At 71.3% G+C, this 22283-nt stretch carries 23 protein-coding genes and 1 tRNA gene; 13 read left to right on the plus strand and 11 right to left on the minus strand.

The window, feature by feature from the left end:
- Nucleotide 1 precedes the first annotated feature (1 nt).
- On the plus strand, nt 2-1561 hold the full coding sequence (locus tag AC1U89_RS04870) for a flavin monoamine oxidase family protein (RefSeq protein ID WP_479898608.1): 1560 nt from the start codon (nt 2-4) through the stop codon (nt 1559-1561).
- A gap of 65 nt (nt 1562-1626) precedes the next feature.
- Here the strand turns inward: AC1U89_RS04870 and AC1U89_RS04875 are convergent, their stop codons facing one another.
- The 8 genes from AC1U89_RS04875 to AC1U89_RS04910 form a co-directional block, all read right to left on the minus strand.
- Nucleotides 1627-4809 (minus strand): efflux RND transporter permease subunit, encoded by a 3183-nt coding sequence (locus tag AC1U89_RS04875; RefSeq protein ID WP_479898609.1) that lies wholly within the window; start codon nt 4807-4809, stop codon nt 1627-1629.
- Nucleotides 4810-4811: 2 nt separating this feature from the next.
- Nucleotides 4812-5060, minus strand: a complete 249-nt coding sequence (locus AC1U89_RS04880) for a hypothetical protein (protein ID WP_479898610.1) — start codon at nt 5058-5060, stop codon at nt 4812-4814.
- Complete coding sequence (locus tag AC1U89_RS04885; protein WP_479898611.1) at nt 5057-5965, minus strand: efflux RND transporter periplasmic adaptor subunit; 909 nt, start codon at nt 5963-5965, stop codon at nt 5057-5059. Before AC1U89_RS04885 ends, AC1U89_RS04880 begins: the two co-directional genes overlap by 4 nt.
- A complete protein-coding gene (locus tag AC1U89_RS04890; RefSeq protein WP_479898612.1) occupies nt 5962-7206 on the minus strand; it encodes a TolC family protein in 1245 nt (414 codons plus the stop codon). The genes AC1U89_RS04885 and AC1U89_RS04890 overlap by 4 nt, the downstream gene beginning before the upstream one ends.
- Nucleotides 7207-7258: 52 nt before the next feature.
- Nucleotides 7259-7579 carry a hypothetical protein gene (locus tag AC1U89_RS04895; RefSeq protein ID WP_479898613.1) on the minus strand — a complete coding sequence of 107 codons (321 nt, stop codon included), beginning with the start codon at nt 7577-7579 and terminating at the stop codon, nt 7259-7261.
- Between the two features lie 150 nt (nt 7580-7729).
- Entirely contained in the window at nt 7730-9541 is a 1812-nt protein-coding gene (locus AC1U89_RS04900; protein WP_479898614.1) for a response regulator, read from the minus strand.
- Nucleotides 9542-9680: 139 nt separating this feature from the next.
- Complete coding sequence (locus tag AC1U89_RS04905) at nt 9681-11588, minus strand: polysaccharide biosynthesis protein (RefSeq protein WP_479898615.1); 1908 nt, start codon at nt 11586-11588, stop codon at nt 9681-9683.
- A gap of 109 nt (nt 11589-11697) precedes the next feature.
- Nucleotides 11698-12936, minus strand: a complete 1239-nt coding sequence (locus AC1U89_RS04910; RefSeq protein WP_479898616.1) for a molybdopterin molybdotransferase MoeA — start codon at nt 12934-12936, stop codon at nt 11698-11700.
- A gap of 188 nt (nt 12937-13124) precedes the next feature.
- Here AC1U89_RS04910 and AC1U89_RS04915 point away from each other — a divergent pair, with 188 nt between their 5' ends.
- Nucleotides 13125-13400, plus strand: a complete 276-nt coding sequence (locus AC1U89_RS04915) for a DUF4242 domain-containing protein (RefSeq protein ID WP_029907250.1) — start codon at nt 13125-13127, stop codon at nt 13398-13400.
- A gap of 44 nt (nt 13401-13444) precedes the next feature.
- Nucleotides 13445-14536 (plus strand): GlxA family transcriptional regulator, encoded by a 1092-nt coding sequence (locus AC1U89_RS04920; protein ID WP_479898617.1) that lies wholly within the window; start codon nt 13445-13447, stop codon nt 14534-14536.
- Here the strand turns inward: AC1U89_RS04920 and AC1U89_RS04925 are convergent.
- A complete protein-coding gene (locus AC1U89_RS04925; protein WP_479898618.1) occupies nt 14486-15322 on the minus strand; it encodes a ferredoxin--NADP reductase in 837 nt (278 codons plus the stop codon). The two genes, AC1U89_RS04920 and AC1U89_RS04925, sit on opposite strands and share 51 nt — an antisense overlap.
- 454 nt (nt 15323-15776) lie before the next feature.
- Here AC1U89_RS04925 and AC1U89_RS04930 point away from each other — a divergent pair, with 454 nt between their 5' ends.
- The 6 genes from AC1U89_RS04930 (at nt 15777) to AC1U89_RS04955 (ending at nt 18393) form a co-directional block, all read left to right on the plus strand.
- The gene (locus AC1U89_RS04930; protein ID WP_479898619.1) at nt 15777-15995 is read left to right on the plus strand and encodes a hypothetical protein; all 219 of its coding nucleotides are present in this window, start codon (nt 15777-15779) and stop codon (nt 15993-15995) included.
- 424 nt (nt 15996-16419) lie between these two features.
- Nucleotides 16420-16495 (plus strand) — tRNA-Trp (locus AC1U89_RS04935).
- A gap of 64 nt (nt 16496-16559) precedes the next feature.
- A complete protein-coding gene (gene secE / locus AC1U89_RS04940; protein WP_479898620.1) occupies nt 16560-16877 on the plus strand; it encodes a preprotein translocase subunit SecE in 318 nt (105 codons plus the stop codon).
- 8 nt (nt 16878-16885) lie between these two features.
- Nucleotides 16886-17443, plus strand: coding sequence for a transcription termination/antitermination protein NusG (gene nusG, locus AC1U89_RS04945; RefSeq protein WP_029907256.1), 558 nt, complete (start codon nt 16886-16888; stop codon nt 17441-17443).
- Nucleotides 17444-17582: 139 nt separating this feature from the next.
- Nucleotides 17583-17936 (plus strand): ArsR/SmtB family transcription factor, encoded by a 354-nt coding sequence (locus AC1U89_RS04950; RefSeq protein ID WP_479898621.1) that lies wholly within the window; start codon nt 17583-17585, stop codon nt 17934-17936.
- The gene (locus AC1U89_RS04955; RefSeq protein ID WP_479898622.1) at nt 17926-18393 is read left to right on the plus strand and encodes an SRPBCC domain-containing protein; all 468 of its coding nucleotides are present in this window, start codon (nt 17926-17928) and stop codon (nt 18391-18393) included. The genes AC1U89_RS04950 and AC1U89_RS04955 overlap by 11 nt, the downstream gene beginning before the upstream one ends.
- On the opposite strand, the gene AC1U89_RS04960 is transcribed toward AC1U89_RS04955, so the two are convergent.
- Nucleotides 18390-18797 carry a MerR family transcriptional regulator gene (locus tag AC1U89_RS04960; protein WP_479898623.1) on the minus strand — a complete coding sequence of 136 codons (408 nt, stop codon included), beginning with the start codon at nt 18795-18797 and terminating at the stop codon, nt 18390-18392. The genes AC1U89_RS04955 and AC1U89_RS04960 overlap by 4 nt on opposite strands.
- Before the next feature lie 72 nt (nt 18798-18869).
- Between AC1U89_RS04960 and AC1U89_RS04965 the strand changes: the two genes are divergently transcribed.
- From AC1U89_RS04965 to AC1U89_RS04975, 3 genes are all read left to right on the plus strand, one after another.
- Nucleotides 18870-19622, plus strand: coding sequence for a MauE/DoxX family redox-associated membrane protein (locus AC1U89_RS04965; RefSeq protein ID WP_479898624.1), 753 nt, complete (start codon nt 18870-18872; stop codon nt 19620-19622).
- A gap of 95 nt (nt 19623-19717) precedes the next feature.
- Nucleotides 19718-19963: a hypothetical protein gene (locus tag AC1U89_RS04970; protein WP_479898625.1), complete on the plus strand. Its 246-nt coding sequence runs from the start codon at nt 19718-19720 to the stop codon at nt 19961-19963.
- A 36-nt stretch (nt 19964-19999) separates the two neighbouring features.
- Nucleotides 20000-20461: an N-acetyltransferase family protein gene (locus tag AC1U89_RS04975; RefSeq protein WP_479898626.1), complete on the plus strand. Its 462-nt coding sequence runs from the start codon at nt 20000-20002 to the stop codon at nt 20459-20461.
- Nucleotides 20462-20479: 18 nt separating this feature from the next.
- Here AC1U89_RS04975 and AC1U89_RS04980 read toward each other — a convergent pair whose 3' ends face one another.
- Nucleotides 20480-21058 (minus strand): TetR/AcrR family transcriptional regulator, encoded by a 579-nt coding sequence (locus tag AC1U89_RS04980; protein WP_479898627.1) that lies wholly within the window; start codon nt 21056-21058, stop codon nt 20480-20482.
- A gap of 105 nt (nt 21059-21163) precedes the next feature.
- Here AC1U89_RS04980 and AC1U89_RS04985 point away from each other — a divergent pair, with 105 nt between their 5' ends.
- On the plus strand, nt 21164-22132 hold the full coding sequence (locus AC1U89_RS04985) for an SDR family NAD(P)-dependent oxidoreductase (protein WP_479898628.1): 969 nt from the start codon (nt 21164-21166) through the stop codon (nt 22130-22132).
- Nucleotides 22133-22283 lie beyond the last annotated feature (151 nt).

The raw sequence follows: 22283 nt of genomic DNA on the forward strand, positions 1-22283 counted from the left end.
CATGGGCATTTCGCGACGCCGGTTCCTCGGCGCGGTCGGTGCGGCCGGCGGCTACGGGGCGCTCTACACGACGATGATGGGCCTGGGCCTGCTGGCCGCGCCCAGGGCCTATGCCGGAGCGCCCAAGCTGGGCCTGGCGGGCGGCAAGGGCGCGTCGGTGGCGATCCTGGGAGCGGGCATCGCCGGCCTGGTCTCGGCCTACGAGCTGCGCAAGGCCGGCTATACGGTGACGGTGCTGGAAGCGCGCGACCGGCCGGGCGGCCGGGCCTGGTCGGTGCGCTCGGGCTCGCGGATCGTCCAGACCGACCGGCCCGACCAGGTGGTCGACTGGGCCAAGGGCAGGAACGACTATTTCAACGCCGGCCCGGCCCGCATCCCGCAGTGGCACCACGCCGTCCTCGGCTACTGCCAGGAGCTGGGCGTACCGCTGGAGGTGATGGTCAACGCCAACCGCTCGGCCAAGCTGGACTTCGGCGGCCGGGTGGTGACCGAGCGCCAGGCGGTCGACGACACGCGCGGGGCCTTCACTGAGCTGCTGGCCAAGGCGGTGGACAAGGGCGCGCTGGATCAGGAGCTGACCGGGATCGATAAGCAGAAGCTGCTGGGCTACCTGTCGGCCTACGGCGACCTGTCCAAGAACACCTACGAGGGCTCGACGCGGGCCGGCTTCCTGGCCTCGCCCGGCGGCTACGACCATCCGCCCAAGGCCGGGCCGCCGCTGCGCATGGCCGACATGATGAAGTCCCAGTTCTGGGGCGCCAGTCTGATCTTCGAGGAGATCATCGACATGCAGGCCACCATGCTGCAGCCGGTGGGCGGCATGGACCGGATCTCCTACGCCCTCTACGAGCAGGTGAAGCCGGCGGTGAAGTTCGAGGCGGTGGTCAAGGAACTGCGCAAGACCGGCAAGGGCGTGAAGATCGTCTACGCCGACAAGGCCGGCCCGCAGACGCTGGAGGCCGACTACTGCATCTGCACCATCCCGCTGCCCGTGCTGGCCCGGATTCCGTCCGACTTCAGCCCGCGCGTGAAGCAGGCGGTCGCGGCGGGCGAGTACCATCATGGCACCAAGGTGGCCTGGGAGACGCGACGGTTCTGGGAGCAGGACGACTTCCAGTACGGAGGTTTGGGCTGGACCGACGAGGCCAACGAGCTGGTCTGGTACCCCAGCGGCGGCATCGGCGAGAAGACCGGTGTCCTGGTCGGGGCCTATTCGATCGGCTTCTCCGGCCCGGACGCGCCGCCGAAATACGCGGCCATGTCGTTCGAGGAGCGCTTCGCGCTGTCGCGCAAGGTGATCGAGAAGTTCCACCCCGGCCACGGCCAGGAGCTGACCAAGCCCTTCACCGTCTCTTGGAAGCAGACGCCCTACAGCGAGGGCGTGGCCGTGGGCTGGCGGGACGAGCAGYGCGCCACCGACTACGCCGAGCTGTGCAAGCCCGACGGCGCCTTCTACTTCGCCGGCGAGCACATGAGCTATATCAACGCCTGGCAGGAGGGCGCGGCGCTGTCGGCGCACGAGGCGCTGAGGCTCATCCAGGCCCGGGTGTCGGCGGCCTGAGCCGCCGTGGGCCGATCGGGCGGTGGCGTGGGCCTCTTCCGACCGAGCCTGAACCTTCGCTGACGCTAGGTCGATCTCGTAGGCTCCGCCTTCAACCACCCCCTGCTCGCCAGCCAGGCCGCGAAGACCGGCAAGGCCAGCAGGGTCAATGACGTGGAGGTCAGCAGGCCGCCGATCACGACGGTGGCCAGAGGCTTCTGCACCTCCGCCCCGGGGCCGACGGCGATCGCCATGGGCAGGAAGCCGAGCATGGCGACGAGGGCCGTGGTCAGGACCGCGCGTAGACGGCTGACCGTGCCGCGGACCACCGCCTCGACCGGCTCCAACCCCGTGGCGAGTTGCTGCTTGATGCTCTGCATCAGCACCAGGCCGTTCAACGTCGCCACGCCGGAAACGGCGATGAAGCCGACGGCCGCCGAGATCGAGAACGGCGTGCCCCGCAACGCCAGGGCCACCGCGCCGCCGACCAGGGCCAGGGGCACGCAGGCGAAGACCAGGGCCGCCTCCGCCGCCGAGCCGAGGGCGAAGTAGAGCAGGATCGCGATCACCAGGAAGACGACCGGCACGATGACCGCCAGGCGCGCCGAGGCCCGCTCCAGGTTCTCGAACTGACCGCCCCAGTCGAGCCACGAACCGGCGGGAAGCGGGACCTCCTCGCGCACGGCGGCCTTGGCGTCGGCGACGAACCCGCCGAGGTCGCGGCCTCGGACGTTGGCCTGGACGACGATCCGGCGTTTGCCGTTCTCGCGACTGATCTGGTTGGGACCTTCGGCGGCGTCGAAGCGGGCCAAGGTCGAGAGGGGTATGGCCGCCGTGCCGGGGGGCGCACCCTCGGGCATGACCGGCAGTTGGCCCATGACGGCCGGGTCGTTGCGGCGCTCCTCGTCGAGGCGGACAACCACGTCGAACCGCCGATCGCCCTCGAGGATATGCCCGGCCTCGCGTCCGCCGAGGCCGATGGCCAGGGCGTCGGCGGCGTCGCTGGCGTGGACGCCGAGCGCGGCGGCGGCCGTGCGGTCCACCGTGGCGGTGATGGTCGGCTGGCCCGAGACCTGCTCGACCTTCACGTCGGCCGCGCCCCGCACCCCGCGCAGGGTCCTGGCGATCGTCTGGGCGGTCTGGTCCATGACCGCGAAGTCGTCGCCATAGACGCTGACGGCGACGTCTGAGCGGATCCCGGCGATCAGCTCGTTGAACCGCATCTGGATCGGCTGGGTGAATTCGTAGGCGTTGCCCAGGTGCTTGCCCAACGCGCCTTCCATGCGCTCGACCAGTTCCGCCTTGGGCAGGCGCGGATCGGGCCAGGCCTTGCGCGGCTTGAGGATGACGAAGGTGTCCGAAGCGCCGGGCGGCATCGGGTCCGAGGCGATCTCGGCGGTGCCGGTGCGGGTGAACACCAGGGCCACCTCGGGCATGGCCGCCAGGGTCTTCTCGACCCGGAACTGCATGGCCTGGCTCTGCTCCAACGAGATCGACGGCACGCGCGCGGCCTGCACCAGCAGGTCGCCCTCGTCGAGCGTGGGGATGAACTCGCGGCCCAGGCTCAGGAAGGCGACGGCCCCGATCAGCAGCGCCGCGCCGGCTCCAGCCGCGACCGCGACCGGCCGGGCGATCAGACGGCGCAGGATCGGCTCGAACCGCGCCCGGGCGGCGGTCATGACGCGGGTCTCGCCGTGCGCCTTGGGTTCGCCGATCAGCAGGGCGGCCATGGCCGGCACGAAGGTCAGGGACAGCAGGAAGGCCCCGGCCAGGGCGAACATGACCGTCGCCGCCATGGGACCGAACATCTTGCCCTCGACGCCCTCGAAGGCCAGCAGGGGCGCATAGACCATCAGGATGATGGCCTGGCCGAAGGCGGCCGGTCGCGCCATCTCGCGGGCGGAGGCGGCGGCGACCTCGATGCGTTCCCGGGCGTCCAGGGATCGCCCCAGTTCGCCCCGGCGGAGCGCCAGCCGGCCCAGGGTGTTCTCGATCACCACGACAGCGCCGTCGACGATCAGGCCGAAGTCCAGCGCGCCCAGGCTCATCAGGTTGCCGCTGATCCCGAAGCGCCGCATGGCGATGGCGGCGAACAGGAACGACAGCGGGATGACCAGGGCGGTGATGATCGCCGCGCGGATGTTGCCCAGGGCCACGAACAGCACCGCGATGACCAGCAGGGCGCCGAAGGCCAGGTTGTGCTCGACGGTGCGGATGGTGGCGTCCACCAGGTCGGTGCGGTCCAGCACCGGCTTGACCACCACGCCGGCCGGCAGGCTGGCCTGGATGTCCTTCAGGCGCTCGCCCACCCGCGCGGCGACCGTGCGGCTGTTCTCGCCGGCCAGCATCAGGGCGGTGCCGATGACGACCTCCCGTCCCGCCTCGCTCGCGGACCCCAGGCGCGGCGCCTGTCCGACCACGACGGTGGCGACGTCGGAGACGCGGATCACCGCCGACCCGCGACGGCCCACGGGGGTCTCGGCCAGCTCGGCCAGGGTCTTCACCCGGGCGTCGGCGCGGACGATGTAGGCCTCGCCGCCGCGCTGGACGTAGCCCGCGCCCTCGACGCGGTTGGCGTGCTCCAGGGCGTCGATCAGCTGCGGCAGGCTGATGCCGAAGGCCGACAGCTTGGCCGGGTCGGGCTGGACGACATACTGCTTCATGTAGCCGCCCAGCACGTCGACCCCGGCCACGCCCTTCAGCGTCTTCAGCTGCGGCGCGACGATCCAGTCCTGGACCGTGCGCAGATAGGTGGCCTTCTCGATATCGGTGGTCAGGCAGTCGCCCTCGGGGGTCACGTAGACCACGCCCGGCCGCGCCGCCGGACCCGACAGCTCGACCGTCCAGATATAGACCTCGCCCAGTCCGGTGACCGGTGGCCCCATGCTGGGCTCCAGCCCCTCGGGCAGGGTGGCGCGGGCGGCCTGGAGCCGTTCGTTGATCAGACTTCGAGCCACATAGAGGTCGGTGGCGTCGGTGAAGACGGCGGTGATCTGCGAGAAGCCGTGGCGCGACAGCGAGCGCGTCTCGACCAGGCCGGGGATGCCGGCCAGGGCCGTCTCGACCGGGAAGGTCACCTGGCGCTCGACTTCCTCGGGGCCGAGGGCGGGGGCGATGGTGTTGATCTGCACCTGGCGGTTGGTGATGTCGGGGACCGCGTCGATGGGCAGGCCGGCGAGCTGAGCGCCGCCATAGGCCAGCAAGGCCACGGCCAGCAGGGCGACGATCCAGCGGAAGTGGACAGAGAGGTCGATGAGGCGTGCGAGCATGGTCAGTCCTCGTGTCCCGCCGCGCCCTTGCCGAGTTCGGCCTTGAGCAGGAAGGCGCCCTTTCCGGCGATGCGTTCGGCGCCCGTCAGGCCGCGCAGGATCTCGGTGGAGCCGGCGGCGACCCGCCCGGGGGTCACCGGCTTGGCGCGGAAGCCCGCCGCCTCGACCACGAAGACCACCGGACGGCCCTCGACGGTCTGGACGGCCTCGCTGGGCACGATGATCGCGCGACCACCGCCTGGCCCCGTCATGACCCGCGCCGAGACGACCGACCCGACCGGCGCGGTCCTGCCAGATGGCGTCGCCCGAACGGTGGCGGTGTTGCCGCGGACGCGCCCGGAGCCACGGCGCTGATGGTGGCGGACGTTTCCTGACCGTCCGGCGTCCGCACATGGATCACCTGGCCGAGCCGGATGGAGCCGGCGGCGGCGGCGGGGGCGTCGAAGACGTATTCGGCGCGGCTCTGGTCGGCGACCTCGGCGACGAGCGCGCCCTGGGTCAGGAAGCCGCCGACCTGGGTCTCGATCCGCGTCACGACCCCGGCGATGGGGCTGCGCAGGACCGTGACGCCGTTGGCCCCGGGCCCGCCCATGGCGCGGACCTGGGCCTGGGCGGCGCGATAGTCGGCCTGGGCCTTCTCGGCGACGGCCTGGCTGGCTTCCCAGTCCTGGCGGGCGACGACACCGGCGTCGAACAGGCGGCGGTCCCGGCTGGCGGCGGCCTGGGCGGCCCTCGCCCCGGCTCCGGCGGCGTCCAGGCTGGCCCGGCCGGCGGCGGCGTCGGCGCTGCGCAAGGTGGCGATGGGCGATCCCGCGGCGACGTTCGCGCCTGCCGAAACATGGACGCGCTCCACCGTGCCCGACACCGGCGCGCCGAGGGCGGCCAAGGCGTTGGCGGCCAGGGTCACCCGTCCGGGCAGCAGGATGTCCGCGCCGCCGCCGCGCCCAGGCGCGATGACGGAGACGCCGGCCGCCGCGGCGTCGGCGAGCTTCAGGGGCACGAGGTCGGCCACGCCCTGTTCCTCGTGCTCGCCGCCTTCCTTGTCATGGGGCGGCGCGGCCGAGCGGCTTCCGACGAACTGGGCGGCGCCGTAGCCGAGACCGGCGGCGGCGATCAGGGCGACCGCCGAGGCGATGAGGGAACGACGAGCGATCACGGCTGGTCTCCGAAGGGAATGCCGCCCTGGGCGCGGGCGAGGTCGGCGAGCGCCTTGACGCGCGCCAGCTTGGTGTCGACGGCGCGTCCCCGTGCGGCGATGAGGTCGCGGCGGGCGGCCAGCAGTTCGGACAGCGGCAGGCGGCCGGCGTCGTAGCCGATCCGGGCCAGGCGATAGGCCTCGGACGCGGCGTCTTCCGCCTGCCGGGAGGCGTCCAAGGTCTGGCCGGCGGCGGTGACCTGGGCGGTCGCGGCGCGGCGGTCGCCGTCCTGTTCAGCCTGGGTCATGGCCAGCCGGGCCTGGGCGGCCTGGGCGTTGGCCGTGGCGGCGGCGACCGCGCCTCGGTTGCGGTCGAACAGCGGCAAGGGGACCGAGACGCCGAAGACGGCCGCCGTGGAGTCGTCGCTCTGGAACCGGCGGACACCGAAGCTGACGGCGAGGTCGGGCGCGCGTCGCGCGCGCTCCACCGCGACCCGACGCTCGGCGGCGTCACGCTCGGCGCGGGCGGCCGCGATGGCCGGGCTGAAGGTCGGTCCTGTCGGCGGCGGCGCGGGGGCGGCGTCGAGGAGACCGCCGGCGACGGCGGTGTAGGTCTCGGACGACCCCGTCAGGGCGCTCAGGCGGGCCAGCGCCGTCTCGGCCTCGGCCTGGACGGCGGCCAGGTCGGCCCGGGCCGCGGCCAATCCGGCCTCGGCCTGGACGGCCCGCACCTGGGCCTCCCTGCCGTTGTCGACGAGCAGGCGGGCGGCCCTGGCGTCGGCCTGGGCCAGATCGACGGCGTCCCTGGCGATGGCGAGGCGCCGCTGGGCCGCCTCGGCGCCGGCGTAGGCCAGCGCCAGGTCGCGGGCGAAATCGACCTGCCCCAAGGCGGCGCGCGCCCGGGCGGCGGTGAGATCGGCCTGGGCCGCCGAGGTCCGCGCCGCGCGCTTGCCGCCCAACTCCAGCGGCTGCTCGACCGACAGCGTGGTCTCGGCGCCGTCGAAGTCCTTGTAGGGGCCAGACCCGGCGGCGTTCTCGACCGTCAGGCCCAGGGTCGGATTGGGGCGGGTGGCGGCCTGCACGGCCTGGCCCTCGGCGACGCGTGTCTCGGCGGTCCCGAGCGCAAGGCGCGGCGCGGAAGCCTGGGCCTGTTTCAACAGGACTTGAAAGGTCGGGGCGGTCTGGGCCGCGACGGACGTGCAGAGCACGCCGGCGGCGGCGCAGGCCAAGGCCGCGCGCAGCGGCCATCGGTTCGATGACATGAAGGTTCCTCGCGAAGGCTGAGCGACGGCGCGCGAAAGGCGCGCGGATCGGTCAGGCGCGAGGCGGTCGGTCGAGGCCGGGGAGGGGGCGCGAGGCCAGGACGTGGACGGACGCCATGGCGTGCTCGGAGGCGGTGGGAGCCAGGGCGGGGGCCTCGGCGACGGCCGTGTCGAGCATGCCGCCGCCGTGATGGCAGTGGCCGCTCACGCAGCACGCGGCCTCGCAGGGCGCGCGGTGGTCCCGTTGATCGCCTTGGGCGGTGGTCTGGACGGCGCCGGTCTCGACGCCGATGACGGGCGCGCCGTCGCAGAGGCAGGTCGCCATGCTGGCGGTGGGCGCGACGACGAGCAGGGCCAGGACGCAGGCGGCCATCAGGCCACCCAGGTTCCGCCACCATGTCATCGCTCGACGCATGGCGGTTCTATAGCTGCGGGGGGCAAGCTTGAGAACGCGTTACATGATCACACTTCGGTCGCCCGCGATGGGTCCGCTACCCGTCGTCGGCCCGCCTTCCGGGCGCGGCTAGGCCTCCACGCGGCGCTCGTCCGAGACCTCGGCCTTCGTCTTCCCCGCCGCCACCTCCGCCAGCAGGGCGAACAGGGCCACGGTGTCGATCGGCTTGCGCAGCACCCCGTCGGCGCCGTCGGCGCGATAGCGGGCGACGTCGTCGTCGAACACGTTGGCGGTCAGCATCCAGACCGGCGTGCGCGTGCGCGTCGCCGAGGCTTCCTGTTCGCGGATCTTCGCCAGGGCCGCCACGCCGTCCAGCACCGGCATGTTGACGTCCATCAGCACCAGGTCGAAGGCCTCGGCCCGCCAGGCGTCCAGGGCCTGGGCGCCGTCCTCGGCGAACACCAGCTCGATCGGCGAGGCGGCCAGCAGGGCGGCCAGCACCCGGCGGTTGGCGGGGTTGTCCTCGGCCGCCAGCACCCGGATCGGGGCGACCAGGCCGGCCTCGGCCGGCGAGCCTTCGGCCGGCGGCGCCAGCACCGCCGCGTCGAAGGCGAACCAGAAGACCGCGCCCTTCCGGGCACCCTTGCCCGACGCGCCGCCCGGGACGTCGTCGACGCCGATCTCGCCGCCCATCAGCGCCAGGTTGGCCGCGCAGACCGACAGGCCCAGGCCGCTGCCGCCCAGGTTCCGGCCGCGCTCGGTCTGGTCGAAGGCGTCGAACATCCGCACCCGGTCTTCCGGCGGCACGGGCGCGCCGGTGTCGCGCACCTCGACCAGGGCGCTCAGGGTCTGGTCCCTGGCCGCCCCGGCCAGGCGGACCACGACGGCTCCGCCAGACGGCGAGGCCTTCAGGCCGTTGGAGACGAGGTTGACCAGGGTCTGCTCCAGCTTGGCCTCGTCGGCCAGCAGGCCGTAGGCCAGGTCGGGATCGGCGTCCTCGAAGCTCAGCGTCACGCCCACGGCCTGGGCGTGGGCGCTCCACACCCGCACCACCGTGCGGACCAGGCGGCGCAGGTCGACCGGCGCCGGGGTCAGCGTCGCCTGGCCGGCCTCCAGCTTGGTCAGGTCCAGCACCGTGTCGAGCAGCCGGGTCAGCTGGGCCCCGCCCTCCAGCACGCCCTGGGCCAGGTCGGCCTGGATCGGGGTCAGGAAGGTGTCGCGGCGCAGGGCGTGGGCGAAACCGAGCACGGCGTTCAGCGGGGTGCGGATCTCGTGGCTGGCCACGGTCAGCAGGTCGGACTTGGCGCGGCTGGCGGCCTTGGCCTCGGCGATGGCCTCGGTCAGGTCGGCGTTGCGGCGGGCCAGGTCGCGCAGGGCCTGGGCCAGGGCGCGGTCGGTCGTCTGCTGGCGCCAGGCGGCGGTCAGGACGGCGGTGATGAACAGCAGCATGGCGGCTGCGTAGTGGTTGGCCAGCAGCGGCGTATGCCTATCGAAGGCGATCCACAGCAGGGTCGCCACGGGCGGTCCGACGGCGGTGACGTAGCTGACCCGGCTGGTGTGCACCCGCAGGGCGGCGAACAGCAGCACGCAGATCGCCACCAGCGCGGCCTCGACCCGCATGATCGGTTCGTCCAGGAGCCGGATCTTCACCGCCAGGGCGCAGGCGTTGACCGACAGCAGGAAGACCAGTCCGATCGATTGCCAGCGCAGACGCCGGAAGGCCACGAGCGGGTCGGGGTGGCGCATCGCCACCTCGGTGGCCAGGAACAGGGCCGCGTAGATGCCCAGCTCGACCACGCCGAACAGGGCCATGCGCATCGGGGTGTAGATCGTCAGGAGGCCCAGGAAGAGGCCGACAAGCACCAGGCGCGCGCGCACGATCCCGCGCGTGTATCGAACAAACCCGTCCAGGCGGGTGACGTCCACCGTCTGTTCGAACATCCAGGTTCCCGACGACGCTACTGATGTCCCGCTGGCGGGGGACGGCTCGCCCTTGCAAGCGGGCGACACAGAGCATGGGAGGCTGATTCTGGCTTTCCCGCTCGCCTCATGGGCGATGAGGCGGGGGGAGGAACGCCGATCAGGCGCGGGTCCGGGCCGCGGCGGCCTTGCCCGCGCCGGGGGCCTTGGCGGGCGACACGGTCCGCAGCCCCTCGACCAGGGCGAACAGCCGCTCGCGGACGAGCGCCTCGTCGCCGGCCAGGGCGGCGGTCTCCAAGGCGGCCAGGGCCTCGGGCGGGATCGGCGGCAGCGGCATCAGGGGCGTGGCCTCGGTGACGCCCTCGGCCTTGGGCCGAGCGGTCTCGTTGACGTCGACCAGGGCCTCGGTCAGCTTCTCGCCGGGGCGCAGGCCGGTGATCTTGATCTCGATGTCCTTGTCGGGGACCAGGCCCTGCAGCTCGATCATCCGCCGGGCCAGATCGATGATCTTGACCGGCTCGCCCATTTCCAGCGTCAGGACGCCGGTGGGGGGCTCCATGTCGCCGGCCGACAGGGCCACGGCCCGCAGGACCAGCTGCACGGCCTCGGGGATGGTCATGAAGTAACGCTCGACCTCGGCGTCGGTCAGGGTCACCGGGCCGCCGCGGGCGATCTGGTGCTGGAAGATCGGCACCACCGATCCGGCCGAGCCCAGGACGTTGCCGAACCGCACGACGCTGACGCGGGTGTCCGACCCGCCGCCGTTGGCGARCTGGCGGACCACGGCCTCGGCCACCCGCTTGGTCGCGCCCATCACGCTGGCCGGGGCCACGGCCTTGTCGGTGGAGATCAGGGCCAGGTGGGCCGCGCCGCTGGCCTTGGCGGCGGCGGCGACGTTGCGGCTGCCCAGCACGTTGGTGCGCACGCCCTCGCAGGGATGGTTCTCGACCAGGGTCACATGCTTGAGGGCGGCGGCGTGGAAGACCAGGTCGGGCTTCTCGGCGGCGAACACCAGGTCCAGGCGCGCGGCGTCGCGCACGTCGCACAGCACGTCCTGGCGCGGCAGCTGGGGCCAGGCCTCGCCCAGTTCGCGGTCGATGTGGAAGAGGTTGGCCTCGGCGGCGTCCAGCAGGATCAGCCGGGCGGGGCCGCTGGCGGCGATTTGGCGGGCCAGTTCCGAGCCGATGCTGCCGCCGGCCCCGGTGACCAGCACCCGCTTGCCGGCCACGAGGGCGCGGATGGGCGCGGGATCCAGCCGGACCGGCGCGCGGCTGAGCAGTTCCTCGAGGCTGATCTCGCGCAGGGCCGCGCCGCCGGCCATGTCGACGAGGCCGCCCTGGCGGCGCAGCAGGCGCACGCCCTCGGTCTTCAGCCGGCCCAGGCGCTCGGCCCCGAAGGCGCTGAGCGGACCGTCGGTGAGGAAGAGCAGGGCCGAGGGCTGCAGCCCGCCGTCCCGAAGCTGGGCCATGACGGCGTCGAACTCGTCGACGGCGCCCAGGACGCAGACCCCGCCCAGCTCATCGCCCCGCTCGCGGGCCTCGGGCGTCAACACCCCGACCGGGGCGTAGCGCTCGCCCAGGGCGGCGGGGGCGCGCAGGAAGGCCTCGGCCTCGTTGGCCGAGCCGACGATCAGCAGGCGCGGCAGGGCGGGCGAGGCGGGGGCCGGGCGCAGACGAGTCAGGGCGTCCAGCAGCACCTTCTCGTGCAGGGCGCGGCGCACGATGCGCAGGCCGGCCAGCAGGGCCGTCTGCAGCAGGAAGGCGGCGACCAGGGTGCGCAGGCCGCCCGGCTGACGCACGTCCAGCAGGCGGGCGATCAGCGCGAAGGTCAGGACCGACAGGGCGGCCGACCGCGCCAGGCGCAGGCCGTCGCTGGCCGCGAAGAACCGCCACGGCGACCGCTCGACCTGGAACAGGATCTCGACCAGCAAGGCAGCGCCGGCGAACAGGGCCGCATGGGCGAGGGCGGAAGCGGTGAAGGTCGCGGCGCCGGCGGTCAGCGCCTGGGCCAGCAGCATGGCCATGAAGGCCAGCACCATGTGCGCCGCGATCTTGCCGATACGACCCATACGCAAACTCCCGCCGCGGCCGCCGTCAAACCGCTTCGCACGCGGCTTAGCACGCTCCGCGCGCGTCGTCGCCAGGGGAGGTCGCGAGGGGAGGCGGTCGGGTCGGCGGTCAGCCTCGCACCAGGGGCAGCAGCTGGACCACTTCGCCTTCGCCCGCCGCCGCCGCGCCGGCCGGGCGCATCACCAGGCAGTCGGCGCGCGAGAAGACGCCGATCAGCGAGGAGTCCTGGTCGGGGAAGGGGGTGACCCGCACCCGGCCTTTGGCGTCGACGGTCCGCGTGGCGCGCATCCAGTGCTCGCGCGGGCCGGTGGCGGGCAGGGGCGCGGCCAGCACGCCGACGCTCATCGCCCCATCGACGCGGAAGACGGGATCGGCGCCGGTCAGGGCGGCCAGCAGCGGGCGCAGGAACAGCTCGGCGCAGACGAGGGCCGAGGCCGGGTTGCCGGGCAGGCCCAGGACGCGGCGGCCGTCTCCAAGCGTTCCGAACCAGGTCGGCTTGCCCGGGCGCACGGCGATCGTCTGGACGCGCAGGTCCAGGCCCAGGGTCTGGAGGGCCGGCTTGACCAGGTCGTGGTCGCCGACCGAGGCCCCGCCCACGGTGACGACCAGGTCGGCCTCGGCGGCGTCGACCGCCCGGGCGATGGCCTCCAGGTCATCGGCCTGGGCCTTCAGCTTGACCGCTTCGCCGCCCCAGGCCTGGACCAGGGCCGCCAGGCTGAACGAGCCGGACTCGAAGATCTGGTCGGGGGCGGGACTGGCGCCGGGCGGGACCAATTCGTCGCCCGTGGCCAGGATGGCGACGCGGGGGCGGCGTGCCACGGCCAGGTCGGCTCGGCCAGCGGCGGCGGCCAGCGACAGCCGCCAGGCGTCGATCCGCGCGCCCTCGGCCAGCAGCAGGTCGCCGGACCGGAAGTCGCCGCCGGCGGGGCGGATGTTGCTGGGCGGCGGGTCGCGGTCGATCGCGAAGGTCACGGTGTCGCCGTCGCGCGTGGCGTTCTCCTGGATCACCACCAGGTCGGCGCCCGGCGGGACGGGCGCGCCGGTGAAGATCCGCACGGCCTGGTCGGCCTCGACCGGTCGCCCATAGGCCCGGCCGGCGGCGCTCTCGCCCACGATGCGGAACGTCGCGCCCGGCGCCAGGTCCTCGCGGCGGATCGCCCAGCCGTCCATGGCCGAGGCGTCGAACGGCGGCTGGTGGCGGTCGGCGACGATCGGCGCGGCCAGCACCCGGCCGAGGGCGTCAGCCAGGGCGACCTTCTCGACGCCCAGCCGCGCGGCGTCGGACAGCATCCGGCCCCGCGCCTCGACGACGGTCAGGTTCTTCAGTTGAAGCTTGTCGCCGCTCACGCCGGCCCTCCGTAACCCTGGATCCTCTCTAGCGTGCGTCGCCGGGCCGCGCCGCCACGGTTTTCCGATAGCGCCCCCAGAATTGATCCGGCGCGGTCGCGTTCACCCCTGTTGTCTGTCCCTTTCGCCCCCTTTCGGGGAACGGCGATATCCATAGGCTCGCGCTTCCCTTTTTCGGAGACAATTCCATGAAGCGCTATGTGATCGAACGCGACATCCCCGGGGTCGAGGGGCTGGACGCCCAGCAGCTGAGCGGCGCGGCCGCCACCTCGAACAAGGCCCTGGCCGAGCTGGCCCCCAAGGTGCAGTGGGTCCAGTCGTTCGTCGCCAAGGACAAGACCTTCTGCGTCTATCTGGCCGAGGACGAGGCGGCGATTCGCGACCACGCCCGGCTCAGCGGCTTTCCGGCCAATCGGATAACGCCGATCTCGGGGATCATCGACCCGACCACGGAACGGGCCTAGGCTTGATCCGGGGACGTGGTGAAGGACGGCGGGACGGGTGGAGCGTGCAGGACGTCACGGTCGTACTGTTCGATGACGGGCTGGCCTCGACGGCCGTCCTGCCGATGGAGATATTCCATACGGCCGGGGCGCTGTGGGCCCAGCTGCACGGCCAACCGCCCGCGCCGCGCTTCCGGGTGCGCACGGCGTCGCTGACCGGCGCGCCGGTGCGCACGCCCTACGGCGCCCTGATCACGCCCGAGGTCCGCCTCGACGAGGTCGAGCGCACCGACATCGTGATCGTGCCGACCTCGGGCCTGGACCTGGACGTGAAGCTGCTGGAGAACAGCGCCATCCTGCCGTGGCTGCGCCGTCATCACGCGTCCGGGGCCTATGTGGCCGGGGTCTGCATGGGGGCGGCCTACCTGGCCGAGGCCGGGCTGCTGGACGGGCGGATCGGCACCACCCACTGGGCGCTGGGCGAGACGTTCGCCGCCCGCTATCCGAAGGTCCGCTGGCGGCCCGACCAGTTCGTCACCGAGGACGGCCGGCTGCTGTGCAGCGGCGGGGTCATGGCGGCGATGGACGTCAGCCTGTACCTGGTCGAGAAGCTGTGCGGCCACGAGATCGCGGTGCAGACGGCCAAGGCGCTGCTGATGTCGATGCCGCGCACCCACCAGTCCGGCTATGCGGTGCTGCCGCTGTCGGCCCCGCATGACGACGCCGGCGTGCGCGACATCGAGGCCTATGTGCAGGGCGCGTTCCACCAGGACCTCAGCGTGGAGGGCCTGGCGACCCGGGCGGGACTGGGCGAGCGCACCTTCGTGCGCCGCTTCAAGGCCGCCACCGGCCAGCGGCCCGGCGCCTATCTGCAGGCGGTGCGGATCGAGGCGGCCAAGAAGCTGCTGGAGCGGGAGGCGCGCTCGATCCAGGCCGTCAGCTCGGCGGTCGGCTATGACGACGTCGCCTTCTTCCGCAAGCTGTTCAAGCGCGCCACCGGCATGACGCCGGCCGAATATCGCCAGCGGTTCGGGGCGCTGCATGTGCGCAGCGGCCCGTTCGCCCCGGCAAGGCCGTCCGACGGTTTCGCCGCCGGACTCGCCGCCCTAGCCGACGAACGCCCGCTCGATCACGAAGTCGCCCGGCTCGGCGTTTGAGCCCTCGACCAGGCCGTGGGCCTCCAGCAGGGCGGCGGTGTCCTTGATCATGGCCATCGAGCCGCAGAGCATGGCGCGGTCGTGCTCGGGATCGAACTTCACCTGCTCCAGGCCGAGGTCGGCGAACAGCTTGCCGCTCTCGATCAGGTCGGTGAACCGGCCCTGGCGCTCGAACGCCTCGCGGGTGACGGTGGGGTAGTAGACGAGCTGGGCCTTGGCCTCGTCGCCGACCAGCGGGTCGTCGTGGATCTCGGCGGTGAACAGGTCGCGGTAGGCCAGCTCCTGCACCTCGCGCACGCCATGGGCGACGATCACCTGCTCGAAGCGGCTGTAGGCGTCGGGGTCGCGGGCCACCGACAGCCAGGGCGCCAGGCCCGTGCCGGTGCCGAACAGGAACAGGCGCTTGCCGGGCTTGACGGCGTCGAGCACCAGGGTGCCGGTCGGCTTCTTGCCCAGCAGGACCTGGTCGCCTTCCTTGATCTGCTGCAGGCGCGAGGTCAGGGGGCCGTCGGGCACCTTGATCGAGAAGAACTCCAGCTCCTCGGCGAAGTGCGGCGAGCCGATCGAATAGGCGCGCAGGATCGGCTTCTTCTCGCCCAGGTCCTCGCGCGGCGGCAGGCCGATCATCACGAACTCGCCCGAGCGGAAGCGGAAGCTGGCCGGGCGGGTGATGGCGAAGCTGAACAGGCGATCCGTCCAGTGCTTGACCCACAGCACGGTCTCGGTGTGCCAGGCGGCTTCCTTGACGGGAGCAGGCGCGGGAACGGTGGTTTCGATGGCCGACATAAGTGGGTTTCAAGTCCTGGACGCGCGGCGGACCACGCAATTCTGAGATGGCGTCGCCTAGGCCCTAGAAGCGACTGCGTCTCATGTGAGCACAGGCGCGTGGATGTCAACTTTGGTGGTCTGAAAGGGCTTTGAGAAATTCTTCCCCAAAAGCGTCAAAATGGCGGGCGCCTGTTTTTTGAACCGTGTCAAAATTGTGATTGCCGCCTCCCCAAACGGGGCGCACTCTTCCTCTTGCCCCCGCGTCCTAGACGAGGCGGAGGCCAACGATACGGAGGAACGGATGCGGGTTAGGTTCGTGATGGCCGCCGCGGCGGTCAGTGTGTTGGCGTTAGGCGTAACGGCTTGCAATGAGACCGGAAGCTCCGGTCAAACCCAAGCCCAGCAGGTCTCTCTCGAAGGAAAGTCGGTCACGGCTTCCGGCTGCGTACGCCCGGTGGAGAACACCTCGTGCATGGTGGTTCGCGGCCCCGGCGGCGGCTACTACGATATTTCCGGAGCCAGCCCGGCGCCGGATCCGGCCAAGGGCGTGGGCATCTCGCTGCAAGGACGCGATCAGGGTGAGAACACCCAGTGCGGGCGCAAGCTCACCGACGTGAAGTGGTCGTATCTGAACGTCCAGTGCGCCGCCGCCGCCCCGGCGGCCGCGCCGGCGACTGAAAAGGCCGGCTAAGGCGACTCAGGCTTCGCCGGAGCCCGGATCCGTCCGGGTCTTCGGCGAATCCGAACTGCCCTCCGCGCCGCGTGGCTCGGTCGCGGGACGCGGGGCCTTGCCGTCGGCTCCCGTGGCGGGGCGCTGGTTCTCGTTCTCGACCTCCCGGTTGGACGGCCTGTCTTGGCTGGATGTCGGCATGACGCGTTTCCTCCGGGCTCTGGTTCGGCGCCAAGGCCTAACGCGCCGCGTCGGCGGCTGATCCTTCGGCGTGGGACATCGAATCCGCAGATCGCGCTCCGGCCGCTTGCCGGGCTCGAACGACCCTGCTAAACGACGCGGCTCTGGCGATGAGACCAACGCGCCGGCGGGCTTCAAAGAGCCTACCGGCGCGATGTTCATTGTCGGAAAGCCGGAATCTCCGCTAAGGGGATCGCGGTTCCGCAGGAGTGTAGCTCAGCTGGTAGAGCATCGGTCTCCAAAACCGAGGGTCGTGGGTTCGAGTCCCTCCACTCCTGCCACTATATGTCATCGGTCACCCCGGCTTTCGGGCTGACCTATCGAAAGTCGCGAGCCTCTTAAGTCATGGCCAGGAAACCGGGTTCCAGCCCGTCTGCGATCAAGAACCGCGCCGCGAAGACGGCCGCGGCGCTCGCGCCCGCCGGTCAGGCGGCCGCCGCCGCCAAGGCTCCGGCCGCGCCGAAGAAGCCGATCAACCCGCTTCGCTTCGCGCAGGAAGTCCGCGCCGAGGCCCGCAAGATCACCTGGACCACCCGCAAGGAGACCTGGATCACCTCGGTGATGGTCTTCATCATGGTGGTCCTGGCCTCGCTGTTCTTCACCTTCGCCGACTGGATCCTGGGCCTGGGCGCCAACCTGCTCCTCAAGATCGCCGCGGGATAAGACACACCATGAGCAACGAAACCGCGTCCAATCCGAACCACAAGTGGTACATCGTCCACGCCTACTCGAACTTCGAGAAGAAGGTGGCCGAGAGCATCCGCGAGCAGGCCAAGAGCCACGGTCTGGAAGACAGCTTCTCCGAAATCCTGGTTCCCACCGAGGACGTCGTCGAGATCCGTCGCGGCCGCAAGGTCAACGCCGAGCGCAAGTTCTTCCCGGGCTACGTGCTGGTGAAGATGAACCTCTCGGACGAAGCCTACCACCTGATCAAGAATACCCCGAAGGTCACGGGCTTCCTGGGCAGCGCCTCCAAGCCGCAGCCGGTCTCCGAAAAGGAAGTCCAGCGCATCATCGGCACGATCGAAGAGGGCGTCGAGCGTCCCAAGACCGTGGTGCTGTTCGAGGTCGGCGAGAACGTCCGCGTCACCGACGGCCCGTTCGCCAGCTTCAACGGCTCGGTCGAGCAGGTCGACGAGGAGCGGGCCCGCCTGCGCGTCACCGTCTCGATCTTCGGCCGCGCCACCCCGGTGGAACTGGAATACAGCCAGGTCGAGAAGATCGCCTAAGGGCGGCTCTCACAGTCGAAGCTTTCGAAAACCCCGCGTCGGCAACGGCGCGGGGTTTTTGCTGTACGGAGCGCGGGCGCCGCTTGACGTGGCCTCTTTAATATAGCCAACTAGCAATATATCTACGAGGCAATTGAAGATGGTCGCCGCCCAGCCCCAACAACTCGACCTGGTGTTCGCCGCCCTGGCCGATCCCACCCGCCGGGCGATCCTGGCGCGGCTGGCCCAGGGCGAGGCCACGGTCAACGACCTGGTCGCGCCGTTCGACCTGGCCCAGCCGACCATCTCCAAGCACCTGAAGGTGCTGGAGGGCGCGGGCCTGGTGTCGCGCGGCCGCAGCGCCCAGTTCCGCCCGGTGCGTCTGGAGGCCGGCCCGCTGGCCGGGGTCGACCAGTGGATCGGCGGCTACCGCCAGTTCTGGGCCCAGAGCCACGACCGCCTCGCGGCCTATGTCAAAACCCTGCAAGCCGAGGAGAACGGCCATGACGACTGAGCCCGAAGCCGACCGCCAGATCATCATCATCCGCCAGTTCGATGCGCCCGCGCGCATCGTGTTCCTGGCCCACACCAAGCCCGAGCACGTGAAGCGGTGGTTCGGCCCCGTGGATTGGCCGCTGACGACCTGCGAGATGGATTTCCGGGTGGGCGGCCGCTTCCACTTCGCCATGACGGGCCCCAACGACGAGCCCGGCCCGCCGTTCGGCGGCGAATATCTGGAGATCGAGCCGGACCGGCGCATCGTCTACACCAACGGCTTCGACGCGCCGGGCTCGCCGCGGTTCGTGACCGCGGTCACGTTCGAGGAAAGCGGCGGCAAGACCACCCTGACCCAGGTCACCACCTTCGAGACCAAGGCCGTGCGTGACGAGTATGTCGAGCTGGGCTTCGTCGAAGGGACGAACTCCGGCTACGACCAACTGGGCGACGTGGTCGCGGGGCTGAAGGGCTAGGCCTCCTCGAACGCCGACAGGATGGGGCAGGGGCCCGCCGTGGTCTCGCCGCAGGCGCGGGCCAGGCGCTTCAGGGCGTCGCGGGCCGTTTCCAGCTCGACAATTTTGGCGTCCAGGGCGGCGATGCGTTCCAGGGCCAGGCCGCGCGCCCGGGCGTGGTCGTCGCCGGCGTCCAGGGCCAGCAGCTCGGCGACCTGCTCGAGGGTAAAGCCCGCGGCCTGGGCCGCGCGGATAAAGCGCAGTCGGCGCACGTCCGCCTCGCCATAGCGCCGCACGCCGCCGGCGGAGCCGCCACCTTCGGGACGAGCAGGCTGCTCCAGCAGGCCGCGCCGCTGGTAATAGCGCACGGTCTCCACGCCCACCCCGCCGGCCTGGGCCAGGCCCGCGATCGTCGTCGTCTTCATCTCTTGACTCCGTACCATGGTACGGAACCCATATGAGCAGGGTCCCGTTCTCGGGCAAGCCGGAGACCCTTGATGACCGCCTCGACCACGACCTCGCCCCGGACCGCCGTGCTCTATCGGATGGTCACCGACCAGCACGTCTGTCCCTGGGGGCTGCGCGCCCGGGACCTGCTGCGCCGCCGGGGCTATGCGGTCGAGGATCACTTGCTGACGACGCGCGAGGAGATCGACGTCTTCAAGGCCGCCCACGGGGTGGCGACCACGCCCCAGGCCTTCATCGACGGCCAGAGGGTCGGCGGCTACGACGACCTGCGTCGCTGGTTCGGCCTGCGGGTGCGCGACCCCAAGGCCCTGACCTACACGCCGGTGATCGCGGTGTTCGCCGTCGCCGCCCTGACGGCCCTGGCCGCCACCTACGCCGCGACCGGCCAGGTCTTCACCGCCCACGCCCTGCAGTGGTTCATCGCCTTCTCGATGTGCGCCCTGGGCATGCTGAAGCTGCGCGACATCGAGACCTTCTCGACCATGTTCCTGGGCTACGACCTGCTGGCCCAGCGCTGGCTGCCCTACGCCCGGATCTATCCGTTCGCCGAGGTCGGGGCCGGGGTGCTGATGATCGCCGGGGCCCTGACCTGGCTGTCGGCGCCGGTGGCGCTGTTCATCGGGACGGTCGGAGCGGTGTCGGTATTCAAGGCGGTCTATGTCGACAAGCGCCAGCTGAAATGCGCCTGCGTCGGCGGCGACAGCAACGTGCCGCTGGGCTTCGTCTCGCTGACCGAGAACCTGATGATGATCGCCATGGCGGTCTGGATGCTGGTCATGTAGCGGCCTTTACGGCCCGCTTACGCCGGCGGGCCGGAGCCGAATGGCGCCCTTACGCGGCTCGGCGCGACAAGGACGGACCTTCTGGAGTCCGTCCGATGTCCGTCTTCCATTGCAAGCTCGTCTCCCTGGCCCTGGCCTTCGCCGCGGTCGGAGGCTTCGTCCTGTTGCTGGTCCTGGCCGCCCAGCATCCGCAAGCCGCGCCGCTGTTGCGCATCCTGGCCTTCCTGTGGCTGGTCGCGGCCGGGGCGTCGAAGCTGGTGTTCGACCTGACCGAGAGCGCCGGGCGCGACCAACGTCACGAGTCGTCGCGCCATGACCCGTTGCAACGCTTTCGGGAATAGCCAGGATGCGGCGCCCGCCGCTTCCGGAGCCCGACCATGGCCGACGACCTCCGCATCCGTCCCCTGACCCGCGCCGATCACGCCGAGTGGCTGCCCCTGTGGGACGGCTACAACGCCTTCTATGGGCGGTCGGGCGAGACGGCCCTGGACCCGGCGGTCACGGCCATGACCTGGTCGCGGTTCTTCGACGCCTACGAACCGGTGCATGGCCTGGTCGCCGAACAGGGCGGCCGTCTGCTGGGGTTGGTCCACTACCTCTTCCACCGCAGCACCACGATGATCGAGCCGATCTGCTATCTGCAGGACCTGTTCACGACCGAGCAGGCGCGGGGCAAGGGCGTGGGCCGGGCCCTGATCGAGGCGGTGTACGACGCCGCCCGGGCGGCGGGGGCGTCGCGGGTCTACTGGCAGACCCACGAGACCAACGCCACGGCGATGAAGCTGTACGACCAGGTCGCCGACAAGTCGGGGTTCCTAGTCTATCGCAAGCCGCTTTGAGGCCTCCCGCGCGAGCCGTTACGTCGCCCGCAGTCCCGCCATCATCACGCTCAGCAGCCGCCGCGCGCCGGCGTCCCAGCCCGGCTGCTCGTAGCCGATGCTGAGGCCGCTCATCATCCTGAGGATGTCGTCGAAGCCGATGTCGGGCCGGATATCGCCGGCGGCGTGGGCCGCCTTCGTCAGGCGCTCCAGGGGCGGCAGGATGGCGGCGCCGGAGCTGGCGTAGACGCGCKAGCCTTCGCCCGGATCGGCGCGCAGGGCCGGGGCGACGACGCGCTTGGTGGCCATGTAGTCGATCAGCAGGTTCAGCCAGGCCTCCAGCGCCTCGCCGGCCGAGCATTCGGCCAACAGGGCGTCGGCCGAGGCCGCCAGTTGCCCGACCTCGCGCGCATAGACCGCCGCGATCAGCGCCTCCCGCGTGGGGAAGTGGCGATAGAGGGTGCCGATGCCCACGCCGGCCCGGCGCGCGATGTCCTCCAGCGGCGCGTCGGCGCCGGCCTCGGTGAACGCCGCCTTGGCCGCCGTCAGCAATAGGTCGCGGTTGCGCAGGCTGTCGGCGCGGGGCTTTCGGGCCTTGGGTGTGGAATCTTCTRGCATCGACCTTGAAAAACGGAGGGTTCCTCCGAATATGTATCCGGAGCCTTCCTCCATTTAATCCTCCGGGCAGGTTCGGACAACAACCCTTCAAGGGACAAGAGAGTCATGAGCGAACAATTCGGCGCCAAATCCACCACCGACGACGTCCTGGCCGGCGTCGACTTGTCGGGCAAGCGCGTCCTGGTCACCGGCGTTTCGGCCGGCCTGGGCGTGGAGACCGCCCGTGTCCTGGCCGCCCACGGCGCGGACGTCGTCGGCGCGGCCCGCGACCTGGCCAAGGCGCAAGGCGCGACCGCTGTGGTCCGCGAGGCCGCCGCCCGGGGCGGTGGCTCGCTGACCCTGGTCGAGCTGGACCTGGCCGACCTCAAGAGCGTGCGCGCCTGCGCCGACGCCCTGGTCGCCGAGGGCCGGGCGTTCGACCTGGTCATCGCCAACGCCGGGGTGATGGCCCCGCCGTTCGGCAAGACCGCCGACGGCTTCGAGACCCAGTTCGGCACCAACCACCTGGGCCACTTCGTGCTGATCAACCGCATCGCCAGCCTGCTGAAGGCCGGCTCGCGGGTGGTGTCGCTGGCCTCTTCGGGCCACCGCTTCTCGGACGTCAATCTCGAGGACCCGAACTTCGAGACCACCGAATATGTGCCGTTCGAGGCCTATGGCCGCTCGAAGACCGCCAACATCCTGTTCGCCGTCGAGTTCGACCGCCGGCACAAGGATCGCGGCGTGCGGGCGGTGGCCGTGCATCCGGGCGGCATCCAGACCGAACTGGCCCGCCACCTGGACCCGGCCTTCATCCAGGGCTGGATCGACCAGCTGAACTCCCAGGCCGAGGCCGCCGGCCAGCCGCCCATCGAGTGGAAGACCATCCCGCAGGGCGCGGCCACCAGCGTCTGGGCCGGGGTCACGGCGCCGGTCTCGCTGGTCGCCGGCCGCTATTGCGAGGACTGCCACGTGGCCGAGCTGGTCGACGACGCCTCCCAGATCCGCGCCGGCGTGCGGTCCTACGCGATCGATCCGGCCCGCGCCCAGGCGCTGTGGGCGCTGAGCGAGAAGATGGTCGGCGAGACCTTCTAAAGGCCGGCCGCGACCGCCCCTCTTCTGAGAAGGGGGGCGGTCGTCCGCCCGCTGGACTCGTCGCCCCCCACCTGCTACATGCCGCGCCTCGCTCCAGGACCCTGTCCCGGGGCGTGCTCGTCGTTATGGCGAGATCAAATCCGTGGAAGGG

It is taken from the genome of Caulobacter sp. 05T431, assembly GCF_056665975.1.

Bases quoted from the DNA above. Each gene is read 5' to 3' on its own strand.
- AC1U89_RS04875 (WP_479898609.1), bottom strand. From the start codon at position 4,809: ATGCTCGCACGCCTCATCGACCTCTCTGTCCACTTCCGCTGGATCGTC.
- AC1U89_RS04880 (WP_479898610.1), bottom strand. From the start codon at position 5,060: ATGACGGGGCCAGGCGGTGGTCGCGCGATCATCGTGCCCAGCGAGGCC.
- AC1U89_RS04890 (WP_479898612.1), bottom strand. From the start codon at position 7,206: ATGTCATCGAACCGATGGCCGCTGCGCGCGGCCTTGGCCTGCGCCGCC.
- AC1U89_RS04895 (WP_479898613.1), bottom strand. From the start codon at position 7,579: ATGGCCGCCTGCGTCCTGGCCCTGCTCGTCGTCGCGCCCACCGCCAGC.
- AC1U89_RS04900 (WP_479898614.1), bottom strand. From the start codon at position 9,541: ATGTTCGAACAGACGGTGGACGTCACCCGCCTGGACGGGTTTGTTCGA.
- AC1U89_RS04915 (WP_029907250.1), top strand. From the start codon at position 13,125: ATGAAGCGCTATGTGATCGAACGCGACATCCCCGGGGTCGAGGGGCTG.
- AC1U89_RS04925 (WP_479898618.1), bottom strand. From the start codon at position 15,322: ATGTCGGCCATCGAAACCACCGTTCCCGCGCCTGCTCCCGTCAAGGAA.
- AC1U89_RS04930 (WP_479898619.1), top strand. From the start codon at position 15,777: ATGGTGGTTCGCGGCCCCGGCGGCGGCTACTACGATATTTCCGGAGCC.
- secE (WP_479898620.1), top strand. From the start codon at position 16,560: ATGGCCAGGAAACCGGGTTCCAGCCCGTCTGCGATCAAGAACCGCGCC.
- nusG (WP_029907256.1), top strand. From the start codon at position 16,886: ATGAGCAACGAAACCGCGTCCAATCCGAACCACAAGTGGTACATCGTC.
- AC1U89_RS04950 (WP_479898621.1), top strand. From the start codon at position 17,583: ATGGTCGCCGCCCAGCCCCAACAACTCGACCTGGTGTTCGCCGCCCTG.
- AC1U89_RS04955 (WP_479898622.1), top strand. From the start codon at position 17,926: ATGACGACTGAGCCCGAAGCCGACCGCCAGATCATCATCATCCGCCAG.
- AC1U89_RS04960 (WP_479898623.1), bottom strand. From the start codon at position 18,797: ATGAAGACGACGACGATCGCGGGCCTGGCCCAGGCCGGCGGGGTGGGC.
- AC1U89_RS04965 (WP_479898624.1), top strand. From the start codon at position 18,870: ATGACCGCCTCGACCACGACCTCGCCCCGGACCGCCGTGCTCTATCGG.
- AC1U89_RS04970 (WP_479898625.1), top strand. From the start codon at position 19,718: ATGTCCGTCTTCCATTGCAAGCTCGTCTCCCTGGCCCTGGCCTTCGCC.
- AC1U89_RS04975 (WP_479898626.1), top strand. From the start codon at position 20,000: ATGGCCGACGACCTCCGCATCCGTCCCCTGACCCGCGCCGATCACGCC.
- AC1U89_RS04985 (WP_479898628.1), top strand. From the start codon at position 21,164: ATGAGCGAACAATTCGGCGCCAAATCCACCACCGACGACGTCCTGGCC.